The organism is Phenylobacterium sp. LjRoot219 (assembly GCF_964252995.1).
Lineage (GTDB): Bacteria > Pseudomonadota > Alphaproteobacteria > Caulobacterales > Caulobacteraceae > Phenylobacterium.
In genome coordinates this window covers 232854-253816 of record NZ_CAXUQI020000002.1, presented here as the reverse complement: position 1 = coordinate 253816, position 20963 = coordinate 232854, and the positions used below count along the sequence as shown (strand labels likewise).

The window sequence follows — 20963 nt, the reverse complement described above, 5'->3', positions numbered from 1 at the left end:
GAGCGCCGCTGCGCATCCTCGCTACGGACACTCGGAGACCGCCATGCGTGAATACCTGAAGTTCCTGATCGACGGCCAATGGGTCGATCCCGTCGAGCTGCGCTCGCATGCGGTGATCAACCCGGCGACCGAGCAGGCGTGCGGCCACATCGCGCTGGGCGCCGCGGCGGACGTCGACAAGGCGGTGCGCGCCGCGCGCAAGGCGTTCGTCGGCTTCTCCAGGACCTCGCGCGAGGAGCGGATCGACCTGCTGCAGCGCATCGCCGCCGAGTACCAGAAGCGGTTCGGCGACCTGGCCGCGGCGATCACCGAGGAGATGGGCGCACCCGCCTCGCTGGCCCAGCGCGCCCAGGTTCCGATCGGCCTCGGCCACATCCTGGCCGCCGCCGAGGCGCTGAAGGCCTTCCCGTTCGCCGAGGACCGCGGCGCGACCCGTATCGTCAAGGAGCCGATCGGCGTCTGCGGCTTCATCACCCCGTGGAACTGGCCGCTGAACCAGATCGCCACCAAGGTCGCGCCGGCGATCGCCACCGGCTGCACCATGGTGCTGAAGCCGTCAGAGGTGGCCCCGTTCTCCGGCCAGATCTTCGCCGAGATCATGCAGGCGGCGGGCGTGCCGGCCGGCGTCTTCAACCTGGTGCACGGCGACGGCCCGGGCGTCGGCGTGGCGCTGTCCAGCCACCCGGGCGTCGACATGATCTCCTTCACCGGCTCGACCCGGGCCGGCATCGAGGTCGCCCGCAACGCCGCGCCGACGGTCAAGCGCGTTCACCAAGAACTGGGCGGCAAGAGCCCGAACATCGTCCTCGACGACGCCGCCTTCGCCGCCGGCGTCAGCCGCGGCGTCGGCTCGGTGATGACCAATTCCGGCCAGACCTGCAGCGCGCCGACCCGCATGCTGGTGCCGCAGGCGCGGATGGCCGAGGCCGCGGCGATCGCCAAGCAGGCGGCCGAGGAGCTGACGGTCGGTGATCCGAACGGCAACCATCGCATGGGCCCGGTGGTCTCGGCGCCGCAGTTCGACAAGATCCAGGGCTTGATCCAAGCGGGGATCGACGAAGGCGCGACCCTGGTCACCGGCGGCCCCGGCCGGCCGGAGGGGCTGGAGCGCGGCTTCTATGTGAAGCCGACGGTGTTCGCCGACGTGACCAACGAAATGACCATCTCCCGCCAGGAGATCTTCGGCCCGGTGCTGGCGATCCTCGGCTACGACAGCCTCGACCAGGCGATCGAGATCGCCAACGACACCGAGTATGGCCTGGCCGCCTATGTGCAGGCCGCCGACCTGGACGCCGCGCGGCGGGTGGCGGGCGAACTGCGCGCCGGCCAGGTGTCGATCAACGGCGCCTTCGACTCCAACGCGCCGTTCGGCGGCTACAAGATGAGCGGCAACGGCCGGGAGTGGGGCGACTACGCCTTCCATGAGTTCCTGGAGACCAAGGCCGTGCTCGGCTGGGCGCCGCCGGCATCGTAAGGCGCAAGTCCCTCGCTCACTGTCGTCGACAACCGGCCTCCGAAAAGGCCGCCAAAACCTGGGAGGAAATCATGGCGCAGGCAGATCCGCTGAGCGTGGGCGTGACCATTGTCACCGGCGCGGCCTCGGGCATGGGGGCGGCGGCCGCCCAGCTAATGAGCGGGGCTGGGCGGCGGCTGCTGCTCTGCGACCTCAACGCTGACCGGCTCGCCGAATCCGCCGGGCGGCTCGAGGGGCGGATCGACACCCTGGCCGGCGACATCGCCGACCCGGGCTTTCCCGGCCAGCTGGTCGCGGCGCTGGGCGACCAGCCGATCGCAGCCCTCATCCACTGCGCCGGCCTGTCGCCGACCATGGCCGAGCCGGCCCGCATCCTGGAGGTGAACCTCGCGGCGACGATGCGGCTGGTCGACGCGGTCCGCCCGCGGATGGCCGAGGGCGCCGCGGCGGTGCTGTTCGCCTCGATGGCGGCGCACCAGGTCGGCACGATGTTCGACGAGCCGCTGTCGAAGGCCACCACGCCGGAGGCGGTCGCGGCGCTGCTGGCCTGCTCGCCGAACTCCGGGATGGCCTACAGCGTCTCCAAGCGCGGCGTGCAACTGCTGGTCCAGCGCGAAGCGGGGGCGTTCGGCCAACGCGGCGCGCGGATCGTCTCGATCTCGCCCGGCGTCATCGACACGCCGATGGGGCGGCAAGAGATGGCCGAGCAGCCGATCATGCAGGCGCTGGTCGAGCGCTCGGGGCTGAAGCGTCCGGCCCTGCCGGAAGAGGTCGCGGCGATCGCCGCCTTCCTCTGCTCGCCGGCGACGAGCTTCGTCACCGGGACCGACGTCCTGGTCGACGGCGGGGCCGTCGCCGGCATGGCCGGCGCGGCGTAGGGTCCGCTAGACCGGGCCCTGGACGCGGGCGAGGTCCGCCTTCAGGGTCCGGGTCGCCAGCCAGAAGTGCAGGGCGGCCCAGAAGCCCAGCGCCGTGGTCAGGATGAGGGCGGCGCGCAGGCCGCCGCCGCCGAACTGCGCCGACCAGGCGTCGCTGACGAAGCCGGTCAGCACCGGCCCGAGGCCCACGCCGACCAGGCCGTTCACCAGCAGCATGATCGACGCCAGGGTCGCGCGCATCTGCGGCGGCGCGAGGTTCTGGGCGGTGGCGAAGGCCGGCCCCTGCCAGACGCCGGTGACCAGCACGTGCACCAGATAGAGCGCCAGCGCATAGGGCTGCGGCAGCAGGTAGGAGAGCATCACCGCCGGGGTGGCGACCAGCAGCACCGCCACGATCAGCCACAGCCGCAGGCCGGGGTCGCGCTTGGCCAGCCGGTCGGCGAGCATCCCGCTCGAGAGCAGGACGACGGTCAGGATGGCCGCAGAGGAGATGCCGAGCAGCGGACCCAGGGTCCGCAGGCTCATCCCGTGCTCGCGCATGAAGAAGGCGTAGCTGAACGCCCCCTGGCCGGAGATGATCGTGGTGACCAGCGCCACGCCGATGATCAGGTGGATCAGCGCCCGTTGGCGGCCGACGAAGCGCAGCGCCTCGCCGAAGCTCGGCGCCGCGGCGTCCGCGGCGGTCTTTGCGTGCTCGCTGCCTTCGCGGGGAATGTCGCGGCAGAACAGCAGCACAAGGCTCAGCAGCAGGCCGGGCAGGGCCGCGGCCACCATGGCCGCGCGCCAGCCGTGGGCGGCGGTCACCAGCCCGCCGACCGCGCCGGCCAGCAGCGCCGCTGCCGGCGCGTTCAGGTAATAGATCGAGATCGCCGTCGCCCGCCGCTCCGGCGGGAACAGGTCGCCCACCGACGACAGCGTGGCCGCATGCCCGCCGGCCTCGCCCGCGCCGACGCCCATCCGCGCCGCCAGCAGCTGGACGAAGTTCTGCGCCGCCCCGCACAGCAAGGTCAGCAGGCTCCAGGCGGCGAGCGCGGCGGCGATCAGCTTGCGCCGGTTGACCCGGTCGGCGAGCGCGCCCGCCGGCAGGATCACCAGGGTGTAGGTGCTGGCGAAGGCCAGGCCCGACAGCAGGCCGAGCTGGCCGTCGCTGAGGCCGAACTCCAGTTTCACCGGCTCGAGGACGGTGGTGATGATCGCCCGGTCGGTGGAGCTGCAGACCCCGACCAGCGTCAGGACGAACAGCATCCAGTTGCGCTGGCCGACGCTCAGCGGCAGGGCCGGGACGTAGCGTTGGACTGTTTGAGCCGCGACCAAGGCGCCGCCTCCCCGAAATGACGTGATGGCGCCGTTGGTCGGTCGCCGCTTGCCGCCACTCTCGCGGATCAGGCCGGCGAGGGGAAGCCCTCACGCAACGCCAAGCGCGCGTTGCATTGATGATCCCCGCTTGGCGCCGGCGATCAGGCGTCGTCGGCCATGAACCGGGTGAAGGCGTCCTGCCAGTCCGGGTGCCAGCGCGACAGCGCCGGCCGGTTCGCGATCAGGTCCTGGGCGGACCAGAGGATCCGCTTCTCGTCCTGCGCCCGGCTGGTCTCGTTGTCTTCGCACAGGATGTAGAACTCGCCGGCGGCCAGTCCCTGCAGCAGCCGCTCGACCAGCTGATCTGGCGTCCAGGCGCTGGGCGGCCGCTGCGGGACGCGGCGGGCGACCATGCCGGTGTAGGTGAAGCCGGGGAGCAGCAGGTGCGCCGAGACCCGGCAGTCGGGCAGGTTGCGCAGCGTGTGCGCCAGCCCTTCGGTCAAGGCCTTCACCGCCGACTTGCTGGCGTTGTAGGCGGTGTCGCCCGGCGGCTGGGTGATCCCCTGTTTCGAGCCGGTGTTGATCACCAGCCCAGGCGCGCCGCTGGCGGCCATCGCCGGCACGAAGGCCTGGACGCCGTGCAGCACGCCGAAGAGGTTGACGCCCATCACCCGCGCCCAGCCGTCCGGATTGGACAGCGCGTCGCCGCCGCCGCCGACGCCGGCGTTGTTCATCAGCAGCGAGACCGGGCCTAGTTCACGGGCCACCTGCGCGGCCAGCGCCTCGACGGCGGCGCGGTCGCTGACGTCCACGGCGAAGCTCGCATGGCCGCCGCCGGGCAGGGCGGCGAGCGCTTCGGCCAGCGCCGGCGCCTCGCTGTCGACCAGGCCGACGCGCATGCCGAGTTCCGCCAGCCGCACCGCCGTGGCGCGGCCGATGCCGCTCGCCGCGCCGGTGACGACCGCGACCTTCTGGGCGGCGATCGCCGGGTGAATCTGCGCCATCGGAGCCTCCACAGGTGTCGGCCGGCCATCAGACGGCGGCCGCCGGCGGGCCGCAAGCGCGTTGTTCGCGGCTCCGCTCGGCCGAGCGGCTCAGAACGCGTGACCTGACGACGCCGACGCGACAATACTCTGCGAGGAGGAACCGCCATGATCGTAAACGTCTGCTTCGGCGCCAATGACCTTGCCCGCGGGGCGAAGTTCTATGATGCGATCGCCGCCGAACTCGGCCTCGAACGCTACATGGACACCGGCAAGGCGATTGGCTGGCGCAATCCGGCGGTCGGCATCGGCCTCGCCATCACCCTGCCGTTCGATGGCCAACCGGCGACCGTCGGCAACGGGACCATGGCCACGATCGGCGCGGCGAACCGCGAGCAGGTGGACAAGATCTATGCGCTGGCGCTGGCCAATGGCGGCAGCGACGAGGGCCCGCCCGGCGTGCGCGCCAACGGCTTCTACGCCGCCTATTTCCGCGATCCGGACGGCAACAAGCTCAACGCCTTCGCGATGGCGTGACGCCGGCGAGGCCGTCCCTCCGACCGGTCTGACCGACAGGGTCTTGGCGCGGTTCAGCTGTTCAGACTATCCCTTTGTTTTTCTGCCGATAGATCGTGAACCGATAAAATAGGCGAGCGTTATGTCCTTGCTTCGCTGGACGCTGAAATTCGTTGCGATGGAGGGAGGATGGCCGTGGACAGGCCGAAAGATCCCCAACTTGAAGGCGACAACGACCCGGTCATGCAGGCGCTGCGCAAGCTGGTCGAGCAGATCGAACGGGCCAGCTATTTCGACCAGTACGGTCATGTTCTGGAGCTGAATCCAGACTTCATCGAGGCTCGAGACCTCGTCCACGGATATGAACTCTCGCGCATCTGAATCTGCCAGGCGCACCGCGATCAGGTCGGCAAGATCTATGCGCCGGCGCTGACCAATGGCGGCGGCGACGCGGGCGCTCCCGGCGCCCCAGCGGGCCGTTTCAATGGACGGGCGCCGGCGGGCGGCGTAAAACGAATGCAATAGAGGCGACGCGTTTCGTCGAGTGATCGCTCGGCGCGGCTCGCCGTGTCGGTTGATCGTCGGCGGGGTGGAACATGCTGGATGCAGGCGAGGGCGACCGGCGGAGCGGCGTCATGAAGCTCGGCTTCGACACCGCCTACAGCGGCGCGCGCATGGCGCTGCCGATGGAGCGCATCCGGCTGGCCGAGGAGCTGGGCTTCGACAGCGTCTGGACCGCCGAGGCCTACGGCTCCGACGCCTTCACCCCGCTCGCCTTCATCGCCGCCCGGACCCAGACGATCCGGCTGGCCACCGGCATCGCCCAGCTGGCGGCTCGCACGCCGGCCAACTGCGCCATGACCGCCCAGACGCTCGAGGCGCTGGCCGGCGAGGGCCGGGTGCTGGTCGGCCTGGGCGTCTCCGGGCCGCAGATCGTCGAGGGCTGGTACGGCCAGCCCTGGGGCAAGCCCGCCGACCGGATCCGCGACTACGTCGCGATCCTGCGCAAGATCTGGCGCCGCGAAGGCCCGGTGAGCCATGCGGGCGTCGAGATCAGCCTGCCTTACGCCGGCCCGGACGCGACCGGGCTGGGCAAGCCGCTGAAGAGCATCCTGCACGGCAATCCGAACATCCCGATCGGCCTCGGCACCTCGACGCCGGGCAACATCCGCCTGACCGGCGAGATCGCCGACGTCTGGATCACGATGCACCAGACGCCGCGCACGCTGCCGGAGGGCCTGAAACTGCTGGAGCAGGGGATCGCCCGGCGCACCGACGGCAAGACGCTGCGGGACTTCGAGGTCGTCATCAACGTCAGCGTGGCGGTGACCGACGACGTGCAGGCGGCGCTCGACGCCGCCAAGCCGAAGGTCGCCCTTTACGTCGGCGGCATGGGCGCCCAGGAGAAGAATTTCCACAAGGACGCGATGGTCGCCCGCGGCTTCGGCGCCGCGGCCGAGCGCATCCAGGAGCTGTTCCTGGCCGGCCGCAAGGACGAGGCCGCCGCCGCCGTGCCCGACGACTACATCGACGAGGGCGCGCTGATCGGGCCGGCCGGGCGGCTCGCCGAGCGCTTCGGGGCCTGGCGCGACGCCGGCTTCACCACGCTGCGGCTCAGCGATCCCGACGAGCAGGCGATGCGGGTGCTGGCCGACATCGCCCGACGCCAGGGATGAGTGCGCCGACGACGCCGCCGACCGCGCGGCTGCGCCCCGGCGAGGACGGGGAGCACGTCACCTTCTGCCGCCTGTGCGAGGCGCTGTGCGGGCTCAGCGTCGAGGTGCGTGACGGGCGCATCGCCAAGGTTGGTCCGGACCGCGCGCATCCGGTCTCCGAAGGGCATATCTGCGTCAAGGGCGCGCGAATGCTCGACGTGGTCCACGACCCCGACCGGGTGCTGCACCCGTTGCGCCGGACCGGCGGGGACGGGGAGTTCGAGCGGGTCAGCTGGGACGAGGCCCTGGACGACATCGCTGAGCGGCTCTCGGCGATCGTCGCGCGCCACGGCGGCGACAGCGTCGCGACCTATCTCGGCAATCCGGCGTCCTTCGCCAGCCTGCATCCGGCCTACATGAACGGCTTCCTGCGCGCGCTCGGCGGCGGCAAGCGGTTCAACTCGATGCACGCCGACACGGCGGCCAAGAACCTCGCCCTCGAGCTGACCTACGGCAATCCGTACCGCTACACCTTCCCCGATCTCGAAGACTGCGACTTCCTGATCATCATCGGCGGCAACCCGGCGGTGTCGCACATGTCGCTGATTTCAGAGCCGCGGGTGCTGCAGCGGCTCGACGCCATCGCTGCGCGGGGCGGGATCGTCGTCGTCGACCCGCGCCGGACGGAGACCGCCCGCCGCTACGAGCATCTGCCGGTGCGGCCGGACAGCGACGTCTGGCTGCTGGCGCTCTTGCTGCGCACGGTGTTCGACGAGGGTCTCTACGACCCGGCGGCGCTGGACGGCGCGGCCAACGGCTGGCGGGAGCTGCGCGCGGCGGTGTGCGCCGTCGATGCGGCCGAGGCTGCGGCGCGCTGCGGGGTGGAGCTCGCGGCGGCGCGCGATCTGGCCCGCCGGTTCGCCGGCGCCCGCACCGCCGCCTGCTACACCCGGCTGGGCACCGGCCGTGGCAGTTTCTCGACCCTGACCAATCTGCTGGTCGAGGCGCTGAACGTGGTCACCGGCCGGCTCGGCCAGCAGGGCGGCTGGGTGATCGGCCAGGGTCCGGTCGACCTGTTCAAGACCAACGCCAACCCGTACGGAACCCGGCGCTCGCGGATCGGCGGTCTGCCGCTGATCCTGGGCATCATGCCGGGCGGCTCGCTGGCCGACGAGATCACCACGCCGGGCGACGGCCAGGTGCGGGCGCTGTTTGTCGATTCCGGCAATCCGGTGCTGTCCTATCCGCGCGGCGACCGGCTGGAGGCGGCGCTGACCGAGCTGGAGCTGATGGTCTCGTTCGACCTCTACGTGACCGAGACCACCCGCTGGTCGCACTACATTCTGCCGTCGACCACCTTCCTCGAGCGGCCCGACCTGAACGAGCTCTGGGGCGCCAATGCGCCGCGGCCCTGGGTGCAGTACAGCGACGCCGTGCTCCCGCCGCAGGGCGAGGCGCGCAACGAGTACGACATCTATGCGGAGATCCTGACGCGGATGGGCCTGCCGTCGCCGCTGGCGATGCTGGGCAGCGCCGCCCGCCCGGATCCGCAACCGATCGAGGCGGCCGACGCCTTGCTGCGGGCGGGCCGCTGGGGCGACGCCTTAGGGGCCGCGGGTCTCAGCGTCGCGCGGCTGCGCGACGAACTCCCGCACGGCGTGCGCTTCGTCGAGCGCGTCGACGCGCCCGCCACGCGCGAGCTCGTGCACTACGCGGACCGCAAGGCGCGCCTGTGGGGGGAGCTCCAGGCCGCCGAGTTCGCGCGTCTGGGCCGGACGGGCGCCTCGGCGGTCGACGGCGAGCAGTTGCTGCTGTTCGGCCGGCGCCGGCTGCAGTCGCTGAACAGCTGGATGCACAACAGCGAGCGGCTGACCCGCGGCCACGCGCCGACCCTGCAGATCCACCCTGACGATGCGCGCCGGTGCGGCGTCGAGGATGGGCAGGCGGTGCGGGTGACGAGCGCGGCGCGCCATCTGCTGATGGTCGCCGAGGTGACCGACGAGGTGGTGCGGGGATCGGCCTGCTATCCGCACGGCTGGGGCCATCGCGGCGGCTGGCGCCGCGCCAACGGCATCGGCGGGGCCAACGTCAACCTGCTCGCGTCCGACGATCCCGCCGACTGGGAGCAGGTGTCCGGCGTCTGCCTGCTCGACGGCATCCCGGTCCGGGTCGAGCCGGCCTGACCGGGCCGGCCGCGGCGTCGATCATGCGGGCTTGAACAGACTCGCGTCGAAATAGTCGCGCCAGCCGGTGATCAGGCCGGCCTTCACGTCGAACGCCCCCATCACCGGGAAGGAGACGGCGCCGGCGGCATGGTGGATGGTGTCGGTGCGCTCGGTCATCACCACCCCGTCGGCGGTTTCGGCGATCGCGTGGATCACCGAGGTCAGCGGCGTGCCGGTGTCGATCAGCGAGGCCAGCGCCTGGCGCACCCCGGCGTGGCCGAAGGCGTCCGGATAACCGGTGTTCTTGTAAACGATGTCCGAGGACATCATCGGGAAGGCGGCGTCCAGGTCGAGCTTGTCCCAGGCGTGCAGGAAGGCGCGCACAGTTTCGATGTTGGACACGGAAATCCGCCCCTTTGCCAGGTCGGCGCAATGCGCTTGTCGCCATCTATTCTGGCGCGGCATGGGGCCGTCAAGCGCGGCGAGTCCGCTCGATGGCGGCCAACCGGGACCGAGTTGCACCTCATCGTCACTCAATGCGTTTGTCGCATTGCATTTAGCTTGACGGGTGCGCAGGTTTTGCTGCTTTAGCTGCCGCAACGCGTGCTCGAAGCGCGCTCAGTAACAATCGCGACCGCCCCTCGAAGCGGACGGCGCAAGTCTTAGGGGGAAGCCGATGGCCAGCGGGCGTCGGGGCGTGAAACTCGTCCTCTTCTGTGGATCCGCCGTCGCGGCGCTGGCGCTCAGCGCCGCCGCCCAGGCCGCGGAGCAACCCGCCGGCGCAAGCGCCGAAGCGCCGACCGCGCTACAGGAAGTCGTGGTGACGGCGCAGCGCCGCACCGAACGGCTGGTCGACGTGCCGATGTCGGTGACGGCGCTGAGCGGCGACCAGATCGCCAAGGCTGGCGTGGTCAGCATGCACGACCTAGCCAACGTCACGGCCGGCGTGCAGGTGAACTTCGCCGGCTGCTGCACCCAACCGGCGATCCGCGGCATCAGCACCCTGACCACCGGGATCGGCTACGAGAACAACGTCGCGACCTACGTCGACGGCTTCTACACGCCGGACAACGTCACGGTGAACGGCGACCTGGCCAACATCTCCAGCATCGAGGTGCTGAAGGGGCCGCAAGGCACGCTGTGGGGCCGCAACGCCACCGGCGGGGCGATCCTGATCAACACGCTGGCGCCGTCCGACATCTTCACCGGCAAGGTCAAGGCGAGCTACGCCACCTACGACGACATCAGCCTCAGCGCCTATGTCTCCGGGCCGATCAACGACCGGGTGCGGTTCGGCGTCGCCGCCTACGGGCGCAGGAGCGACGGCTACAACAAGCTGCTCGGCCCGGACGGTGTGCGGATCGGCGACGCCACGCCGCTGCGGCAGGTGTCGATCCGCAACAAGCTCGAGGCCGACCTCACCGACAAGCTGACGGCGACGCTGGCCTACAACTACGGCCTGTCCAGCGACGGTCGCGGCAACCTGTTCACGGTGATGGCCTTCCCGAACTATCCGGCCTCGCCGCTGACCTCGGCGCCGCCGCGCGCCAGTCGGCCCTACACCTCCTCGACCAACCGCGAGACGGTGCTGCTGGGGATCACCGACGAGGGCACGCTGAAGCTGGTCTATCAGACCCCGGTCGGCACGCTGACGTCCTACACCGGCATGGCCCACCGCCGCACCAAGCTCGGCTACGACTTCGACTCGAGCTGGGCCGACCTGACCTATTCCGACCAGCGCTGGCGGCAGGACACCTTCCAGCAGGGCCTCGACTTCAACATCGACGCGATCGAGAACCTCGACCTGATCGTCGGCGCCACCTATTACAACGACCGCCTGAAGACGACGGCGCAGAACGCCTATGCGCTGAACCGCCTGACCAGCACCTTCTCGACGACGCTGAAGTCGGAGGCCTGGGCCGGCTACGTCGACGGCACCTACCATTTCAGCGAGAAACTCGCCCTCAACCTCGGCGTCCGCTACACCTACGAGGAGAAGCGCGGCCACTACGTCACGGTGCTGCCGACCGGCGCGCCGCTGGGCCTGCCGGGCGAGAACGACGCCGACTTCGACGCGATCACGCCGCGCGCCTCGATCCGCTACGAGGTCGCGCCGCGCTCGAACGTCTACGCCTCCTACGCCAAGGGCTTCCGCAGCGGCGGCTTCCAGCCGGCCGGCGCCGCCGATCCGACGCTCTACCTGCCGTACGATCCGGAGAAGATCTCGGCCTACGAAGTGGGCTTCAAGACCGCCGGCGGCTGGTACCGTTTCGACATCGCCGGCTTCTTCTACGACTACCAGGACCTGCAGGTGGGGGTCACCGTGCCCAACCCGAACGGCACCGGCAGCCTGATCAACACGGTCATCAACGCCAAGAAGGCCGAGGTCTACGGGATCGACGCGGACGTCACCGTCCAGCCGATCGACAACCTGAACGTCCATGGCGGCTTCGCCTGGCTGCACGGCCGCTACAAGGACTTCGCCAACGCGACCGGCACCGGCCTGAACCTGGCGACCAACCGCAACGTGCCGAACCAGCTGCAGGACTGGAGCGGCAAGCAGATGACCCGCTCGCCGAACTTCTCGGCGATCCTCGGGGTCGACTACACCTTCCAGGAGGTGGCCGGCGGCGAGCTGCAGCTCGGGACCAACATCCGCTACACCGACAGCTACATCACCAACGCCGCGTCGCTGTACGGGCCGCTGGCCGGCGCGCTCGCCGACAAGCAGCGCTACCGGCAGGGCGGCTACACCCTGGTCAACGCCCAGGCCACCTGGCGCGACCGCGAGGAGCGCTACGAGCTCGGCGTCTTCGCCAACAACCTGACCGACAAGGAATACCGGCTGACCTACAGCGGCGGGACCTTCGGCGACTACAGCAGCTGGGCCTCGCCGCGGACCATCGGTGTTCGACTCGGCTACAACTTCTGACGGGCGAACTCCGGCGTCGCGGCGCGGCGCCGGGCTTCGGCGAGAAAGGACGACGCGATGGCTGGGTTCCGCTTTGACGCCGAGGCCCGCCAGGAATGGCGCCGCCACTGGCCGGTCGTCCTCGCCGGGGCCGGCGGCATGGCGCTGGCCAGCGCGCCGGTCTACACCACCGCGATCATGCTGCGGCCGCTCGAGCAGGAGTTCGGCTGGAGCCGCGCCACCATCGCGTCGGGCCAGATGATCCCGGCGGTGGCGGCGGTGCTGATGGGCCCGTTCATCGGCCTGGCGGTGGACCGGTTCGGGCCGCGCCGGCTGGGGGTCGTCGGCGTGATCGCCGCCTGCATCACCCTGGCGCTGCTCTCGACCGCCCAGGCGGCGGTCTGGACCTGGTGGGCGCTCTGGGGCGCGATGGCCCTCTCGGCGATGTTCATCAAGCCGACGATCTGGGCGGCCGGCGTCTCCAGCCTGTTCTCGACGAGCCGCGGCCTGGCGCTGGCGCTGATGCTCTCGGGCACAGCCCTGTGTTCCAGCCTCACCCCGCCGCTGGCGAACTACCTGGTGGACAGCTACGGCTGGCGGACCGCCTACCTGGCCCTGGGCGCCGTCTGGGCGGTGCTGGTGATCCCGCCGGTGCTGTTCTTCTTTAACAGCGCCGCCGACCAGCACCGCGCCCGCAAGGCGGCGAAGGCGGACGTCGGCGCCGCGGCCGACCTGCCCGGCTGCACCGCGCGCGAGGGGCTGCTCTCCTGGCGCTACGTGCGGCTGGTGCTCGGCGCGATGACCATGACCATCGGCACGGTGACCTGCGTCGTCAGCCTGGTGCCGATCCTGGTCTCGCTGGGCCACGGCCGCAGCACGGCGGCCGGGGTCGCCGGCTTCATCGGCCTGACGACGATCGTCGGTCGGCTGACCGGCGGCTATCTGCTCGACCGGCTGAACGGCAATCTGGTCGCCGCCAGCAGCCTGCTGCTGACGGTGATCGCCTGCGCCCTGCTGCTCGGCTTCCCGCCGTCGGTGCCGGTGGCGATCGCCGCGGTGCTGCTGCTTGGCTTCTCGATGGGCGCGGAGCTCGACGCGGTGGCCTACCTGATGACCCGGCACTTCGGGCTGAAGAGCTTCGGCGTGCTGTTCGGCACGCTCGGCGGCCTGCAGGCGCTGGCGACCGGATCGGGGCCGTTCCTGGTGAACAGCATCTACGACGCGACCGGCTCCTACCGCCTGGCGGTCTGGCTGTTCATCCCGATCTGCCTGGCGGGCGCCGGCCTCTTCCTGTCGCTCGGCCGCTATCCGGACCTGGAGCGGTCGCGCGCGCCCGCGGCGCCGGCGAAAGCCGCCGCGACGAGTCCGGGCGAGATCGTTGTTTCGGCTTCGAAATAGGGCTACCAAACCCTGAAATGCCGTGACAGAGTGCCATTACAATAAGAACACGACGTGAGTCATTGGGAGGTTAGATGGTCCGCGCGCTTGCATCAGCCGGCCATGTCCGGTCCGCCGCCGCCCGGTCCTTCACGGGCCTGAGCTTCGTCATCCTGCTAAGCGTCGGCTTCTGGTCCGGCGTGCTCTGGCTGAGCCAGATGGTGGCCCACGCCGCTGCGGGCGGCTGAGACCGGCCTATAGCTCTTGCGAGCGAACGACCCGCGACCCGCTGGGCAGTTCGCCGACGTGGTTGCCTTCCGCCATCGGCGATGCAACCTCCTCGAATGGCTTCGCTCTCTCAGGTGCACGACGGGTGCTGGTCTTTGGAGATGGCGGTCGAAGATCTTGATCGCCTCTCAGCGATCATTCTCGCCTGTTTCGGTCGGCCGAAACTCAAGAAGTACCCCATGGCGACGGTTTACGTCCGGCAGAACGAGCCTGACGTTTCAGAACGAGTGGGATGACCCTTGCCTCATCGCGAGCACCCCTGAGGGCGTGGCGATGCTGAAGGCGCTCGCGGACGACCTCGCGCAATCTGACGCTTAACGCGTCGCCGCTGCGGCTTCCGCGCCGTTCTTTGCGTGTCATCCCGGAAGCCGCGCAGCGGCTGTCCGGGACCCATGAACACAGTGGCGGCAGGTTTGCGCTCACCGATTTCGGCCGTGTTCCTGGGTCCCGGTCTTCGCTTCGCGAAACCGGGATGACACTGAGTGAGGGGCCGCGTCTACACCGTGCCGACGCCGGTGACCGGCGAGCCGACCGCGCCGGGCAGGCGCAGCGGCGGGGCGGTGAACAGGAACCGCGAGCGGCCGTTGGCCCGCAGCCAGTCGGCCAGGTCGCTGAGCAGGAACAGCTCGCCGAGCGGAATGCCCAGCTTGAACAGGCAGAGGTTGTGCAGCGGGATCCGCGTGCCGTGGCCGTGGATCGCGCCGGCCTCGGGCAGCAGCTCGACGGCCTCGTTGTCGGAGACCAGGGCCGCGGCGCCGCTGGCGTCGACCCACTTGAGGATCTTCGGGTCGGTCCCGTCGAGGCCGGAGCAGCGGTGCTGGTCGAACGGCGCCGCGGCGTCGTGGTAGCGCGCCAGCAGGGCGCGATCGAAGCCGGTGCGGAAGCAGAGCACGTCGCCCGGCTCGACCTCGACCTTGTCGGCCTCGAGGATGCGCATCAGCCGGTCGTAGCCGACCGCGACCTTCTCCAGCCCAACGTGGGCGAACAGGTCGATCATCACCCCGCGCGCCTGCAGGCCGGTCTCGGACAGCCGGTCGATCCCCAGCGGTCCTGCACCGTAGGGTCCGGGCTGGGCTGCGCGGTCGTGCAGGTAGTCGAACGGCCCGCGCACGTGCCGATGGGCGCAGTAGCCGTTGTAGTAGGTGGCTTCGAGCTCGCCGCTCCCGTGGGCGTCGAACAGCTCGCCGATGTGGCAGAGGCTGTCCCACTGGGTCGAATACTGCAGGCTGAGCGTCGCCCGGTCGTCGCAGACCACGTCGGTCTGCTCGGGGTTCAGCTTGTGCATCGGCCAGTTGATGGCCGGGTCCTCGCCGCGCATGGAGAAGTCCAGCGCCGGCGCGAAGCGCCGCGGATTGAGCTGCACGTTCGGGCAGTCGAGCGGCAGTGACAGGCAGAAGGCGAGGCCCTCGCGGACCTCTTCAGCCGCCTTCTTCCGCCGCGCCGGGGTGATCAGGTTCAGCCGGCCGAGCTGGTCGTCGGGGCCGAAATCGCCCCAGTTCGAGCCGTCGGGGCGCACCGACCAGCGTTGGTTCGACATCGCGGGGCTCCGCTGCGTGGGTTAGCTATCGGCCTTCGGCGGCCGTCCGGGAATGGTCGCCAGGCCGGGCGCATTGGTCGGATCCATGCCCCAGCCGTACACCCGGAAATTCTGGGTGTGGCACAGGTGGTGGAGCGAAAAGGCCGCGTCGATCGCGTTGGCCTGGCCCTGGATGTCGAGGGTCTTGTTGATCGCTTCCTTGGCCAGCTTCAGCGCGAAGGCCGGCTTGGCGGCGATCTTCTGGGCCATCGCCAGGGTGAAGTCGTCCAGGGCGTCGCGCTCGACCACGTGGTTGACCATGCCGAGCCGCCAGGCCTCCTCGGCGCTCCAGGTGTCGGAGGTGAACAGGAACTCCTTGGCCTTGCGCGCGCCCAGCTCCCACGGGTGCGCCAGCCACTCGACGCCGGACACGCCGAAGGTCACCACCGGATCGGAGAACACCGCGTCCTTGGAGGCGACGATCAGGTCGCAGACCCAGGGGAAGATCAGCGCGCCGGCGATGCACTTGCCCTGCACCGCGCAGATCGTCGGCTTGGCGAGGTTGCGCCAGCGCCGGGCGGTCTCGAGGTAGCCTTCCTTCTCGGCGGCGTACCAGCCGTGGGTCGCCTCTTCCGTAAAGCCGCTCCAGTGGCCGACCTTGCGCGGATGGGCCTGCATGGCCTCCATGTACTCTTCGACGGTGCCGGCGATGTCGTGGCCGGCGGAGAAGTTGCGCCCGTCGGCGGCCAGGATGATCACCTTCACCGCGTCGTCGTAGAGCGCCCGGTTGAAGGCGTCGTTCACCTCGAACAGCATCTGCGGATGGATCGCATTGTGCTTGTCGGCGCGCGCCAGGACGATGCGGGCGATGTTATCCGTCGGCATCTCGTAGCGGACGGTCGGTTCAGCGGTCTCGGTCATGACAGTTCTTTTTCGGCCAGGTCGCGCGCCATCCGGCGCAGTTCGTCTTTGCGCACCTTGCCCGAGGGCACACGCGGCAGGTCGTCGACGACCACCAGACGTTCGGGGAACTTCTGCTTGGCGAGCCCCGCCTCGGTGAGGAAGCGGCGCATCTCGGCCAGATCGATCGTCGCCCCCGGGCGGGCGATGACGAAGGCGCAGCCGGCCTCGCCGGTCACCGGGCTGGGCATGGCGACGATCGCCGTCTCGGCCACCGCCGGGTGGTTGAACAGGACGTCCTCGACCTCCTTGGGGCTGATGTTCTCCCCGGAGCGGATGATGATGTCCTTCTTGCGCCCGGTGATCACCAGGTAGTTCCCGTGCACCCGCCGGCCGAGGTCGCCGCTGCGGAAGAACCCCTCGGCGTCGAAGCTGGGCTCGTTGTCCTCGGGATGCAGGTAGCCGAAGAACAGCTCGGGTCCGCGGCCGACGATCTCGCCTTCCTCGCCGTCGGCGACCGGCGCGCCGGTGACCGGGTCGACGATGCGGATCTCGGTCGGCGGGACGATCTCGCCGTCGGTCTCGGCCCCCATCTGCGCCTGGGCGCGGCTGCGGATGCCGGTGGTCGCCGTGGTGTGCTCGGTCGAGCCGTAGGCGCGGAAGAACAGGCCGTTCGGAAACGCTTCGGAGGCGGCGCGCACCAGGTCCGGCGACACGGTCGTGCCGCCGCAGAAGAACAGCCGGAGCGAGGCTAGCGCCTCGGGCTGCGCCTTGCCGAGGTTGAGCAGCTGCTGGAGGAACGGGGTCGCCCCGCCGCTCACCGTGCAGCCCTGGCGCTGGATCAGGCCGACCGCCTCGTCCGGCGACCAGATGTCGACCAGCACGCTCGCCGAACCGCGCACCCAGGGCATGTCGAAGGCCCAGAAGGCGCCGGTGATGTGGGTCACCGGCGAGGGCATGAAGACCACGTCTTCCGGCCCGATGGCCCAGGCCTCGCCCATGCCGCGGACCCGGTAGTCGAAGCTGTAGTGGGTGTGCAGCACGCCTTTCGGCCGCCCGGTCGTGCCGGAGGTGTACATCACCATCATCACCGCGGCGGGGTCGACCTTCGGCAGCGCGGATTCGGCCGCCGGCGCGAAGGCCAGGGCGTTGGCGAAGCTCAGGCCGCCGCCCGCGTCGCCGCGCACCACGACCACGTCGGCCAGCGCCGGCAGCTCTGCCCGCAGCCCCTGCAGCATCGCCAGGTGGTCGTGCTTGCGGAAGACCTGGGGCACGAAGATCAGCTTCGCGCCGCAGTCCTTGAGGATGTAGCCGAGCTCGGATTCCCGGTAGATCGGCGGGATCGGATTGATCACCAAGCCGGCCATGCGGGCCGCCAGGGCGATCACCGCGGTCTCGACCCAGTTGGGCAGCTGGAAGGCGACGACGTCGCCGGGCGTGAGCCCGCGGGAGGCGAAGAAGGCCGCCAGCCGCAGCGCCTGGTCCCAGACTTCGGCGCGGGTGACCCGCTGCTCGCCTTCGATCAGCAGCAGCCGGTTCGGATCCTCGCGCAGCGCGGCGCGGGCGGCGTCGACCAGGGTCGTCTCGCGCCAATGGCCGGCGGCCCGGTATTGCGCCGCGACCTCTTCCGACCAACGGATCGCAAACCCGCTAGGATCTGTCCGCAGACTCCAGCCCATCCGGTCCTCTCACTCTACAGTCCAGGCGTCTCGAGGCGCCCGGAAGTCGCCGGACTCTATGCGGCCACGCCCGATAATGGCAACCGCGCATTTCATTAATTGGCGGCTGGAATCAGCGCCTCGCGGCGTCAGGGCCGGGCGCGGTCGAGGGCGTCGCCCAGCCAGGCGATGGCGCGCTTGAGGCCGGCGTCGCGGCCCTCGGCTTCGAGCCGCGGGCCGATGATCTCCAGGTCGAACGGCCCGCGATAGCCGGTGGCCAGGATCAGTCCGATCAACCGGTCGAGCTGGGCGGCCCCGTCGCCCGGCACGGCGCGGCAGGGCAGGCCGCGATCGCCGAGCACATAGTCGCTGACCTGGACGAAGGCGCAGAGCGGCCCGGCCGCGGCGATCGCCGCCTCGATGTCGGCGTCCATCCAGCAGGGGAACAGGTCGATGCCGACGCCCACCCCGGCCTGGCGGGCGAGCGTCACGACGTCGGCCAGCCGATGGACGATCGAGGCGTCGGCGTAGAGGTGCGAGGTCGGCTCGATCCCCAGTGTCACCCCCGCGGCGCGCGCCCGCTCGGCGCAGGGGGCGATCTCGGCGACGAAGCGGGCGGCGGCCGCCGGCCAGGAAAGCTCGCCGCGCCCGCCGGTGGTCATGCAGATCGAGGGTGCGCCGATCGCGTGGGCCAGCTCGAGGGTGCGGTCGAGGCGTTCGCGCTGTGCCGCCGCCAGCTCCGGGCTGGCGAAGCCGAAGGCGCGATGGGTGAGGGTGGCGACCTGCAGCCCGGCGTCGGCCAGCAGCCGCGCGGCCTGCAGGGGACTGCAAGCTGTGAAGTCCTGCAGGTCCGGGCTGATCCCCGCCGCGCCGAGCCGGACGACCGTCTCGACGTGTTGCGCCAGCGCGCCCGGCGCGAGGCTGAGGGTGTTGACGGCGATCAGCGGCAAGGGGCTCGACATGTGCATGCTCCTCAAAGCGGCGGACCCGAAGACCCATCCCGCAGGCTGGGCCGTCGCGCCCTAAACGCCCCCTGGTTCAGAAGCGGTACTCCGCCCGCACGCCGTAGGTGCGCGGTGCGGCGAGCGCGATCCCGTCCGCCAGGCTCGAGGGCAGGGCGCTGGCGATGTACTTCTGGTCCGTCAGGTTGCGGCCCCAGGCCACCAGCCGCAGGCCCTCGGCCGCGGTCGGCGCGAACGATAGCTCGGCGTCGAGCGTGGTGTACTTCTTCTGCGGGATCTTGCCGGCCAGCTCCAGCTTGTAGCCGCTGTTGTAGTAGAAGCCGGCGTAGGCGCCGAAGTCGCCGATGCTGGTCGGGTGCTCGTAGTTCGCGGCCAGGGTGCCGGTGAACTTCGGCGCCCGGCTCATCCGCTCGCCGGAGAGGTCCTGCGAGACCGTCTGGTTGCCGCCCGAGGGCAGCGAGACGAAGACCGCGGCGTCTGGGAAGCTCTTGTACTTGCCGTCGAGGAAGGAGCCGCCGGCGGTCACCGTCAGCCCTTCGGTGACCAGCACGGTGGCGTCGAAGTCGATCCCCCGGATCCGCGCCTTGGCGGCGTTCTCGAGCAGCGAGTTCGGCGGCTCGTAGCGGAAGACCTGCAGGTCCTTGTAGTCGTAGTGGTAGGCCGAGACGTTGAGCTGCAGCCGGTCGAGCGGGCGGCCCTTGTAGCCGATCTCGTAGGCCGTCAGGATCTCGGGCTTGGCTGGAGGGGCGTTCATCTGCACCACGCCGCTTTTGAAGCCCTGCGAGATGCTGGCGTAGAGGTTGTCGCGCGAGGTCAGCGCGTAGCGCAGCGTGACCCGGGGGACGAACTTGTTGAACGTCTCCTCTTCCCGCAGCACCAGCACGCCGTTGCCGACGGTGACCAGCCCGTTGTCCATGAAGCCGCGGGCGTGCTCGGAGCTGTAGCGTCCGCCGGCGGTTAGGTGTAGATCGTCGGTGATGCGGTAGGCGACCTCCACGTAGCCGGCCCAGATCTCCTTATCGACCCGCAGGTTCTGCCCGGCCTGGAACACCGTCGCGCCCGGCGCCGCCGGCGGCAGCGTGGGCACGCGCAGATTGATCGCGCTGGGGACCAGCGAGCTGTAGCCGTCGAGGTAGAACAGGCCGGCGGTGACCGTGGTGCGGCCGATCTCGCGCGAGGCGAAATTGACCTCCTGGATGAAGGTGATCGTCTTCATCACCGACGGCTGGTTCTGTTCGCCGGCGGTCAGCGCGTACTGCACCGGGCTGTAGTCCGGGTCGGCCAGGAACTGGTACTTGGTCCGGCCGTAGCTGGTGATGGTCGACAGTTCGCCGAGCTCGGTGTGGATCAGGCTGCTCAGGCTCGTGCCGTCGGCCTTCATGATCGTATCAACGACCGGATCGGCCTCGTACTGCTTGGATGACGCCCGCGGGAAGTTCGGGAAGAAGGCGCGGGTGACGCTGTTGCCGTTGTAGGTCTGGCCGGCGTAGGGGCTGGCGTCGCCGCGGCGGGCCAGATAGCCGGTGAGCGTCAGCTCGACGTTCTCGTCCGGCGTGAACAGCAGCTTGCCGCGGACCAGCTTCGAGCGCAGGCCCTTGTCGCGCTCGTCGGTGATGACGTGCCGGCGGAAGCCGTCGCGGTCCTCGTACTGGCCGGACAGGCTGAAGGCGAGCTTGTCGTCGATGATCGGCCCGCTGACGTAGCCGTTGGCCAGGACGTCGTCGAAGTTGCCGTAGCTGGCCTTGAGCGTGCCTTCCCAGTCGAAGCTCGGCCGCTTGGTGGTGATGATGATCGCGCCGCCGGTGGCGTTCTGGCCGTAGAGCGTGCCCTGCGGGCCCTTCAGCACCTCGATCTGCTGGGCGTCGGCCAGGTCGAAGATGTTGCCCAGCGGGTTCGGCTGGTAGACGCCGTCCAGGTAGATCGCGACGTTCGAGGCGTCGCCGACGTTGCCGCCCTGGGACGACACCCCGCGCAGCGCCGGCTGAATGCCGCCGCCATAGTAGGGCAGCACGAGGCCCGGGGTGACCCGGGCCAGGTCCGCGGTCTGGCTGATCCCGGCCTGGGACAGCGCCTGCTCGGAAAGCGCGGTCACCGCCATCGGCACGTCCTGCAGCCGCTCCGAACGGCGCTGGGCGGTGACGATGACCTCGCCGACCTGGGCTGCGGCCTCGTCGACAGGCTGGGCGTTCGCCGCCGCGCCGCCCGCGAGGGCCGCGGCCATGGCGGCGGAAATCAGCAATCCGGTCTTGCAGAACATCACGAGAGCCTCCCCATTCGCCGTGCGCGCCTTGGGGCGGCCGGGCCCGTTCTCAGTGATCCGGAACGGGTTCTTGTGTTCGCCGCCCAGCGGCCGCGCGCTGCGACTTAATGCAACGAACGTGGCG

Annotated in this window: 17 protein-coding genes; 9 read left to right on the top strand and 8 right to left on the bottom strand. The window is 70.1% G+C overall.

The genetic code is table 11. The features are described from left to right. Positions 1 to 43: 43 nt before the first annotated feature. Together ACSQ14_RS19145 and ACSQ14_RS19140 are read left to right on the top strand one after the other, a co-directional pair. Positions 44 to 1474, top strand: a complete 1431-nt coding sequence (locus tag ACSQ14_RS19145) for an aldehyde dehydrogenase family protein (RefSeq protein ID WP_436015831.1) — start codon at positions 44 to 46, stop codon at positions 1472 to 1474. Between the two features lie 71 nt (positions 1475 to 1545). Further along, the gene (locus tag ACSQ14_RS19140) at positions 1546 to 2352 is read left to right on the top strand and encodes an SDR family oxidoreductase (protein WP_436015830.1); all 807 of its coding nucleotides are present in this window, start codon (positions 1546 to 1548) and stop codon (positions 2350 to 2352) included. Positions 2353 to 2358: 6 nt separating this feature from the next. On the opposite strand, the gene ACSQ14_RS19135 is transcribed toward ACSQ14_RS19140, so the two are convergent. Next, positions 2359 to 3666 (bottom strand): MFS transporter, encoded by a 1308-nt coding sequence (locus tag ACSQ14_RS19135; protein ID WP_436015829.1) that lies wholly within the window; start codon positions 3664 to 3666, stop codon positions 2359 to 2361. 143 nt (positions 3667 to 3809) lie between these two features. Continuing rightward, complete coding sequence (locus ACSQ14_RS19130) at positions 3810 to 4652, bottom strand: SDR family NAD(P)-dependent oxidoreductase (RefSeq protein WP_436015828.1); 843 nt, start codon at positions 4650 to 4652, stop codon at positions 3810 to 3812. A 147-nt stretch (positions 4653 to 4799) separates the two neighbouring features. On the opposite strand from ACSQ14_RS19130, the gene ACSQ14_RS19125 reads away from it, so the two are divergent. The 4 genes from ACSQ14_RS19125 (at position 4800) to ACSQ14_RS19110 (ending at position 8985) form a co-directional block, all read left to right on the top strand. Then, positions 4800 to 5168 carry a VOC family protein gene (locus ACSQ14_RS19125; protein ID WP_436015827.1) on the top strand — a complete coding sequence of 123 codons (369 nt, stop codon included), beginning with the start codon at positions 4800 to 4802 and terminating at the stop codon, positions 5166 to 5168. Positions 5169 to 5342: 174 nt separating this feature from the next. Continuing rightward, complete coding sequence (locus ACSQ14_RS19120; RefSeq protein ID WP_436015826.1) at positions 5343 to 5528, top strand: hypothetical protein; 186 nt, start codon at positions 5343 to 5345, stop codon at positions 5526 to 5528. Between the two features lie 254 nt (positions 5529 to 5782). Continuing rightward, the gene (locus ACSQ14_RS19115; protein WP_436015825.1) at positions 5783 to 6823 is read left to right on the top strand and encodes an LLM class F420-dependent oxidoreductase; all 1041 of its coding nucleotides are present in this window, start codon (positions 5783 to 5785) and stop codon (positions 6821 to 6823) included. Further along, positions 6820 to 8985, top strand: coding sequence for a molybdopterin-containing oxidoreductase family protein (locus tag ACSQ14_RS19110; protein WP_436015824.1), 2166 nt, complete (start codon positions 6820 to 6822; stop codon positions 8983 to 8985). The genes ACSQ14_RS19115 and ACSQ14_RS19110 overlap by 4 nt, the downstream gene beginning before the upstream one ends. Before the next feature lie 21 nt (positions 8986 to 9006). Here ACSQ14_RS19110 and ACSQ14_RS19105 read toward each other — a convergent pair whose 3' ends face one another. Then, complete coding sequence (locus ACSQ14_RS19105; protein ID WP_436015823.1) at positions 9007 to 9369, bottom strand: limonene-1,2-epoxide hydrolase family protein; 363 nt, start codon at positions 9367 to 9369, stop codon at positions 9007 to 9009. A gap of 295 nt (positions 9370 to 9664) precedes the next feature. Here ACSQ14_RS19105 and ACSQ14_RS19100 point away from each other — a divergent pair, with 295 nt between their 5' ends. The 3 genes from ACSQ14_RS19100 (at position 9665) to ACSQ14_RS19090 (ending at position 13503) form a co-directional block, all read left to right on the top strand. Then, entirely contained in the window at positions 9665 to 11899 is a 2235-nt protein-coding gene (locus ACSQ14_RS19100) for a TonB-dependent receptor (RefSeq protein WP_436015822.1), read from the top strand. A 57-nt stretch (positions 11900 to 11956) separates the two neighbouring features. Beyond that, positions 11957 to 13276 (top strand): MFS transporter, encoded by a 1320-nt coding sequence (locus tag ACSQ14_RS19095; RefSeq protein WP_436015821.1) that lies wholly within the window; start codon positions 11957 to 11959, stop codon positions 13274 to 13276. A 74-nt stretch (positions 13277 to 13350) separates the two neighbouring features. Beyond that, a complete protein-coding gene (locus ACSQ14_RS19090; RefSeq protein WP_436015820.1) occupies positions 13351 to 13503 on the top strand; it encodes a hypothetical protein in 153 nt (50 codons plus the stop codon). 536 nt (positions 13504 to 14039) lie between these two features. On the opposite strand, the gene ACSQ14_RS19085 is transcribed toward ACSQ14_RS19090, so the two are convergent. The 5 genes from ACSQ14_RS19085 to ACSQ14_RS19065 all read right to left on the bottom strand — a co-directional run bounded on the left by ACSQ14_RS19085 (position 14040) and on the right by ACSQ14_RS19065 (position 20836). Then, on the bottom strand, positions 14040 to 15080 hold the full coding sequence (locus ACSQ14_RS19085) for a cyclase family protein (protein ID WP_436015819.1): 1041 nt from the start codon (positions 15078 to 15080) through the stop codon (positions 14040 to 14042). Between the two features lie 21 nt (positions 15081 to 15101). Next, the gene (locus ACSQ14_RS19080) at positions 15102 to 15980 is read right to left on the bottom strand and encodes an enoyl-CoA hydratase (RefSeq protein ID WP_436015818.1); all 879 of its coding nucleotides are present in this window, start codon (positions 15978 to 15980) and stop codon (positions 15102 to 15104) included. After that, a complete protein-coding gene (locus ACSQ14_RS19075) occupies positions 15977 to 17638 on the bottom strand; it encodes an AMP-binding protein (RefSeq protein WP_436015817.1) in 1662 nt (553 codons plus the stop codon). The genes ACSQ14_RS19080 and ACSQ14_RS19075 overlap by 4 nt, the downstream gene beginning before the upstream one ends. Positions 17639 to 17766: 128 nt before the next feature. Beyond that, a complete protein-coding gene (locus ACSQ14_RS19070; RefSeq protein WP_436015816.1) occupies positions 17767 to 18579 on the bottom strand; it encodes a sugar phosphate isomerase/epimerase family protein in 813 nt (270 codons plus the stop codon). A 76-nt stretch (positions 18580 to 18655) separates the two neighbouring features. Further along, complete coding sequence (locus tag ACSQ14_RS19065) at positions 18656 to 20836, bottom strand: TonB-dependent receptor (RefSeq protein WP_436015815.1); 2181 nt, start codon at positions 20834 to 20836, stop codon at positions 18656 to 18658. Positions 20837 to 20963 lie beyond the last annotated feature (127 nt).

Excerpts from the sequence above, each read along its gene's own strand:
- ACSQ14_RS19145 (WP_436015831.1), top strand. The coding sequence starts at position 44 with ATGCGTGAATACCTGAAGTTCCTGATCGACGGCCAATGGGTCGATCCC.
- ACSQ14_RS19140 (WP_436015830.1), top strand. The coding sequence starts at position 1,546 with ATGGCGCAGGCAGATCCGCTGAGCGTGGGCGTGACCATTGTCACCGGC.
- ACSQ14_RS19130 (WP_436015828.1), bottom strand. The coding sequence starts at position 4,652 with ATGGCGCAGATTCACCCGGCGATCGCCGCCCAGAAGGTCGCGGTCGTC.
- ACSQ14_RS19125 (WP_436015827.1), top strand. The coding sequence starts at position 4,800 with ATGATCGTAAACGTCTGCTTCGGCGCCAATGACCTTGCCCGCGGGGCG.
- ACSQ14_RS19115 (WP_436015825.1), top strand. The coding sequence starts at position 5,783 with ATGAAGCTCGGCTTCGACACCGCCTACAGCGGCGCGCGCATGGCGCTG.
- ACSQ14_RS19110 (WP_436015824.1), top strand. The coding sequence starts at position 6,820 with ATGAGTGCGCCGACGACGCCGCCGACCGCGCGGCTGCGCCCCGGCGAG.
- ACSQ14_RS19095 (WP_436015821.1), top strand. The coding sequence starts at position 11,957 with ATGGCTGGGTTCCGCTTTGACGCCGAGGCCCGCCAGGAATGGCGCCGC.
- ACSQ14_RS19090 (WP_436015820.1), top strand. The coding sequence starts at position 13,351 with ATGGTCCGCGCGCTTGCATCAGCCGGCCATGTCCGGTCCGCCGCCGCC.
- ACSQ14_RS19085 (WP_436015819.1), bottom strand. The coding sequence starts at position 15,080 with ATGTCGAACCAACGCTGGTCGGTGCGCCCCGACGGCTCGAACTGGGGC.
- ACSQ14_RS19080 (WP_436015818.1), bottom strand. The coding sequence starts at position 15,980 with ATGACCGAGACCGCTGAACCGACCGTCCGCTACGAGATGCCGACGGAT.
- ACSQ14_RS19075 (WP_436015817.1), bottom strand. The coding sequence starts at position 17,638 with ATGGGCTGGAGTCTGCGGACAGATCCTAGCGGGTTTGCGATCCGTTGG.
- ACSQ14_RS19070 (WP_436015816.1), bottom strand. The coding sequence starts at position 18,579 with ATGTCGAGCCCCTTGCCGCTGATCGCCGTCAACACCCTCAGCCTCGCG.
- ACSQ14_RS19065 (WP_436015815.1), bottom strand. The coding sequence starts at position 20,836 with ATGTTCTGCAAGACCGGATTGCTGATTTCCGCCGCCATGGCCGCGGCC.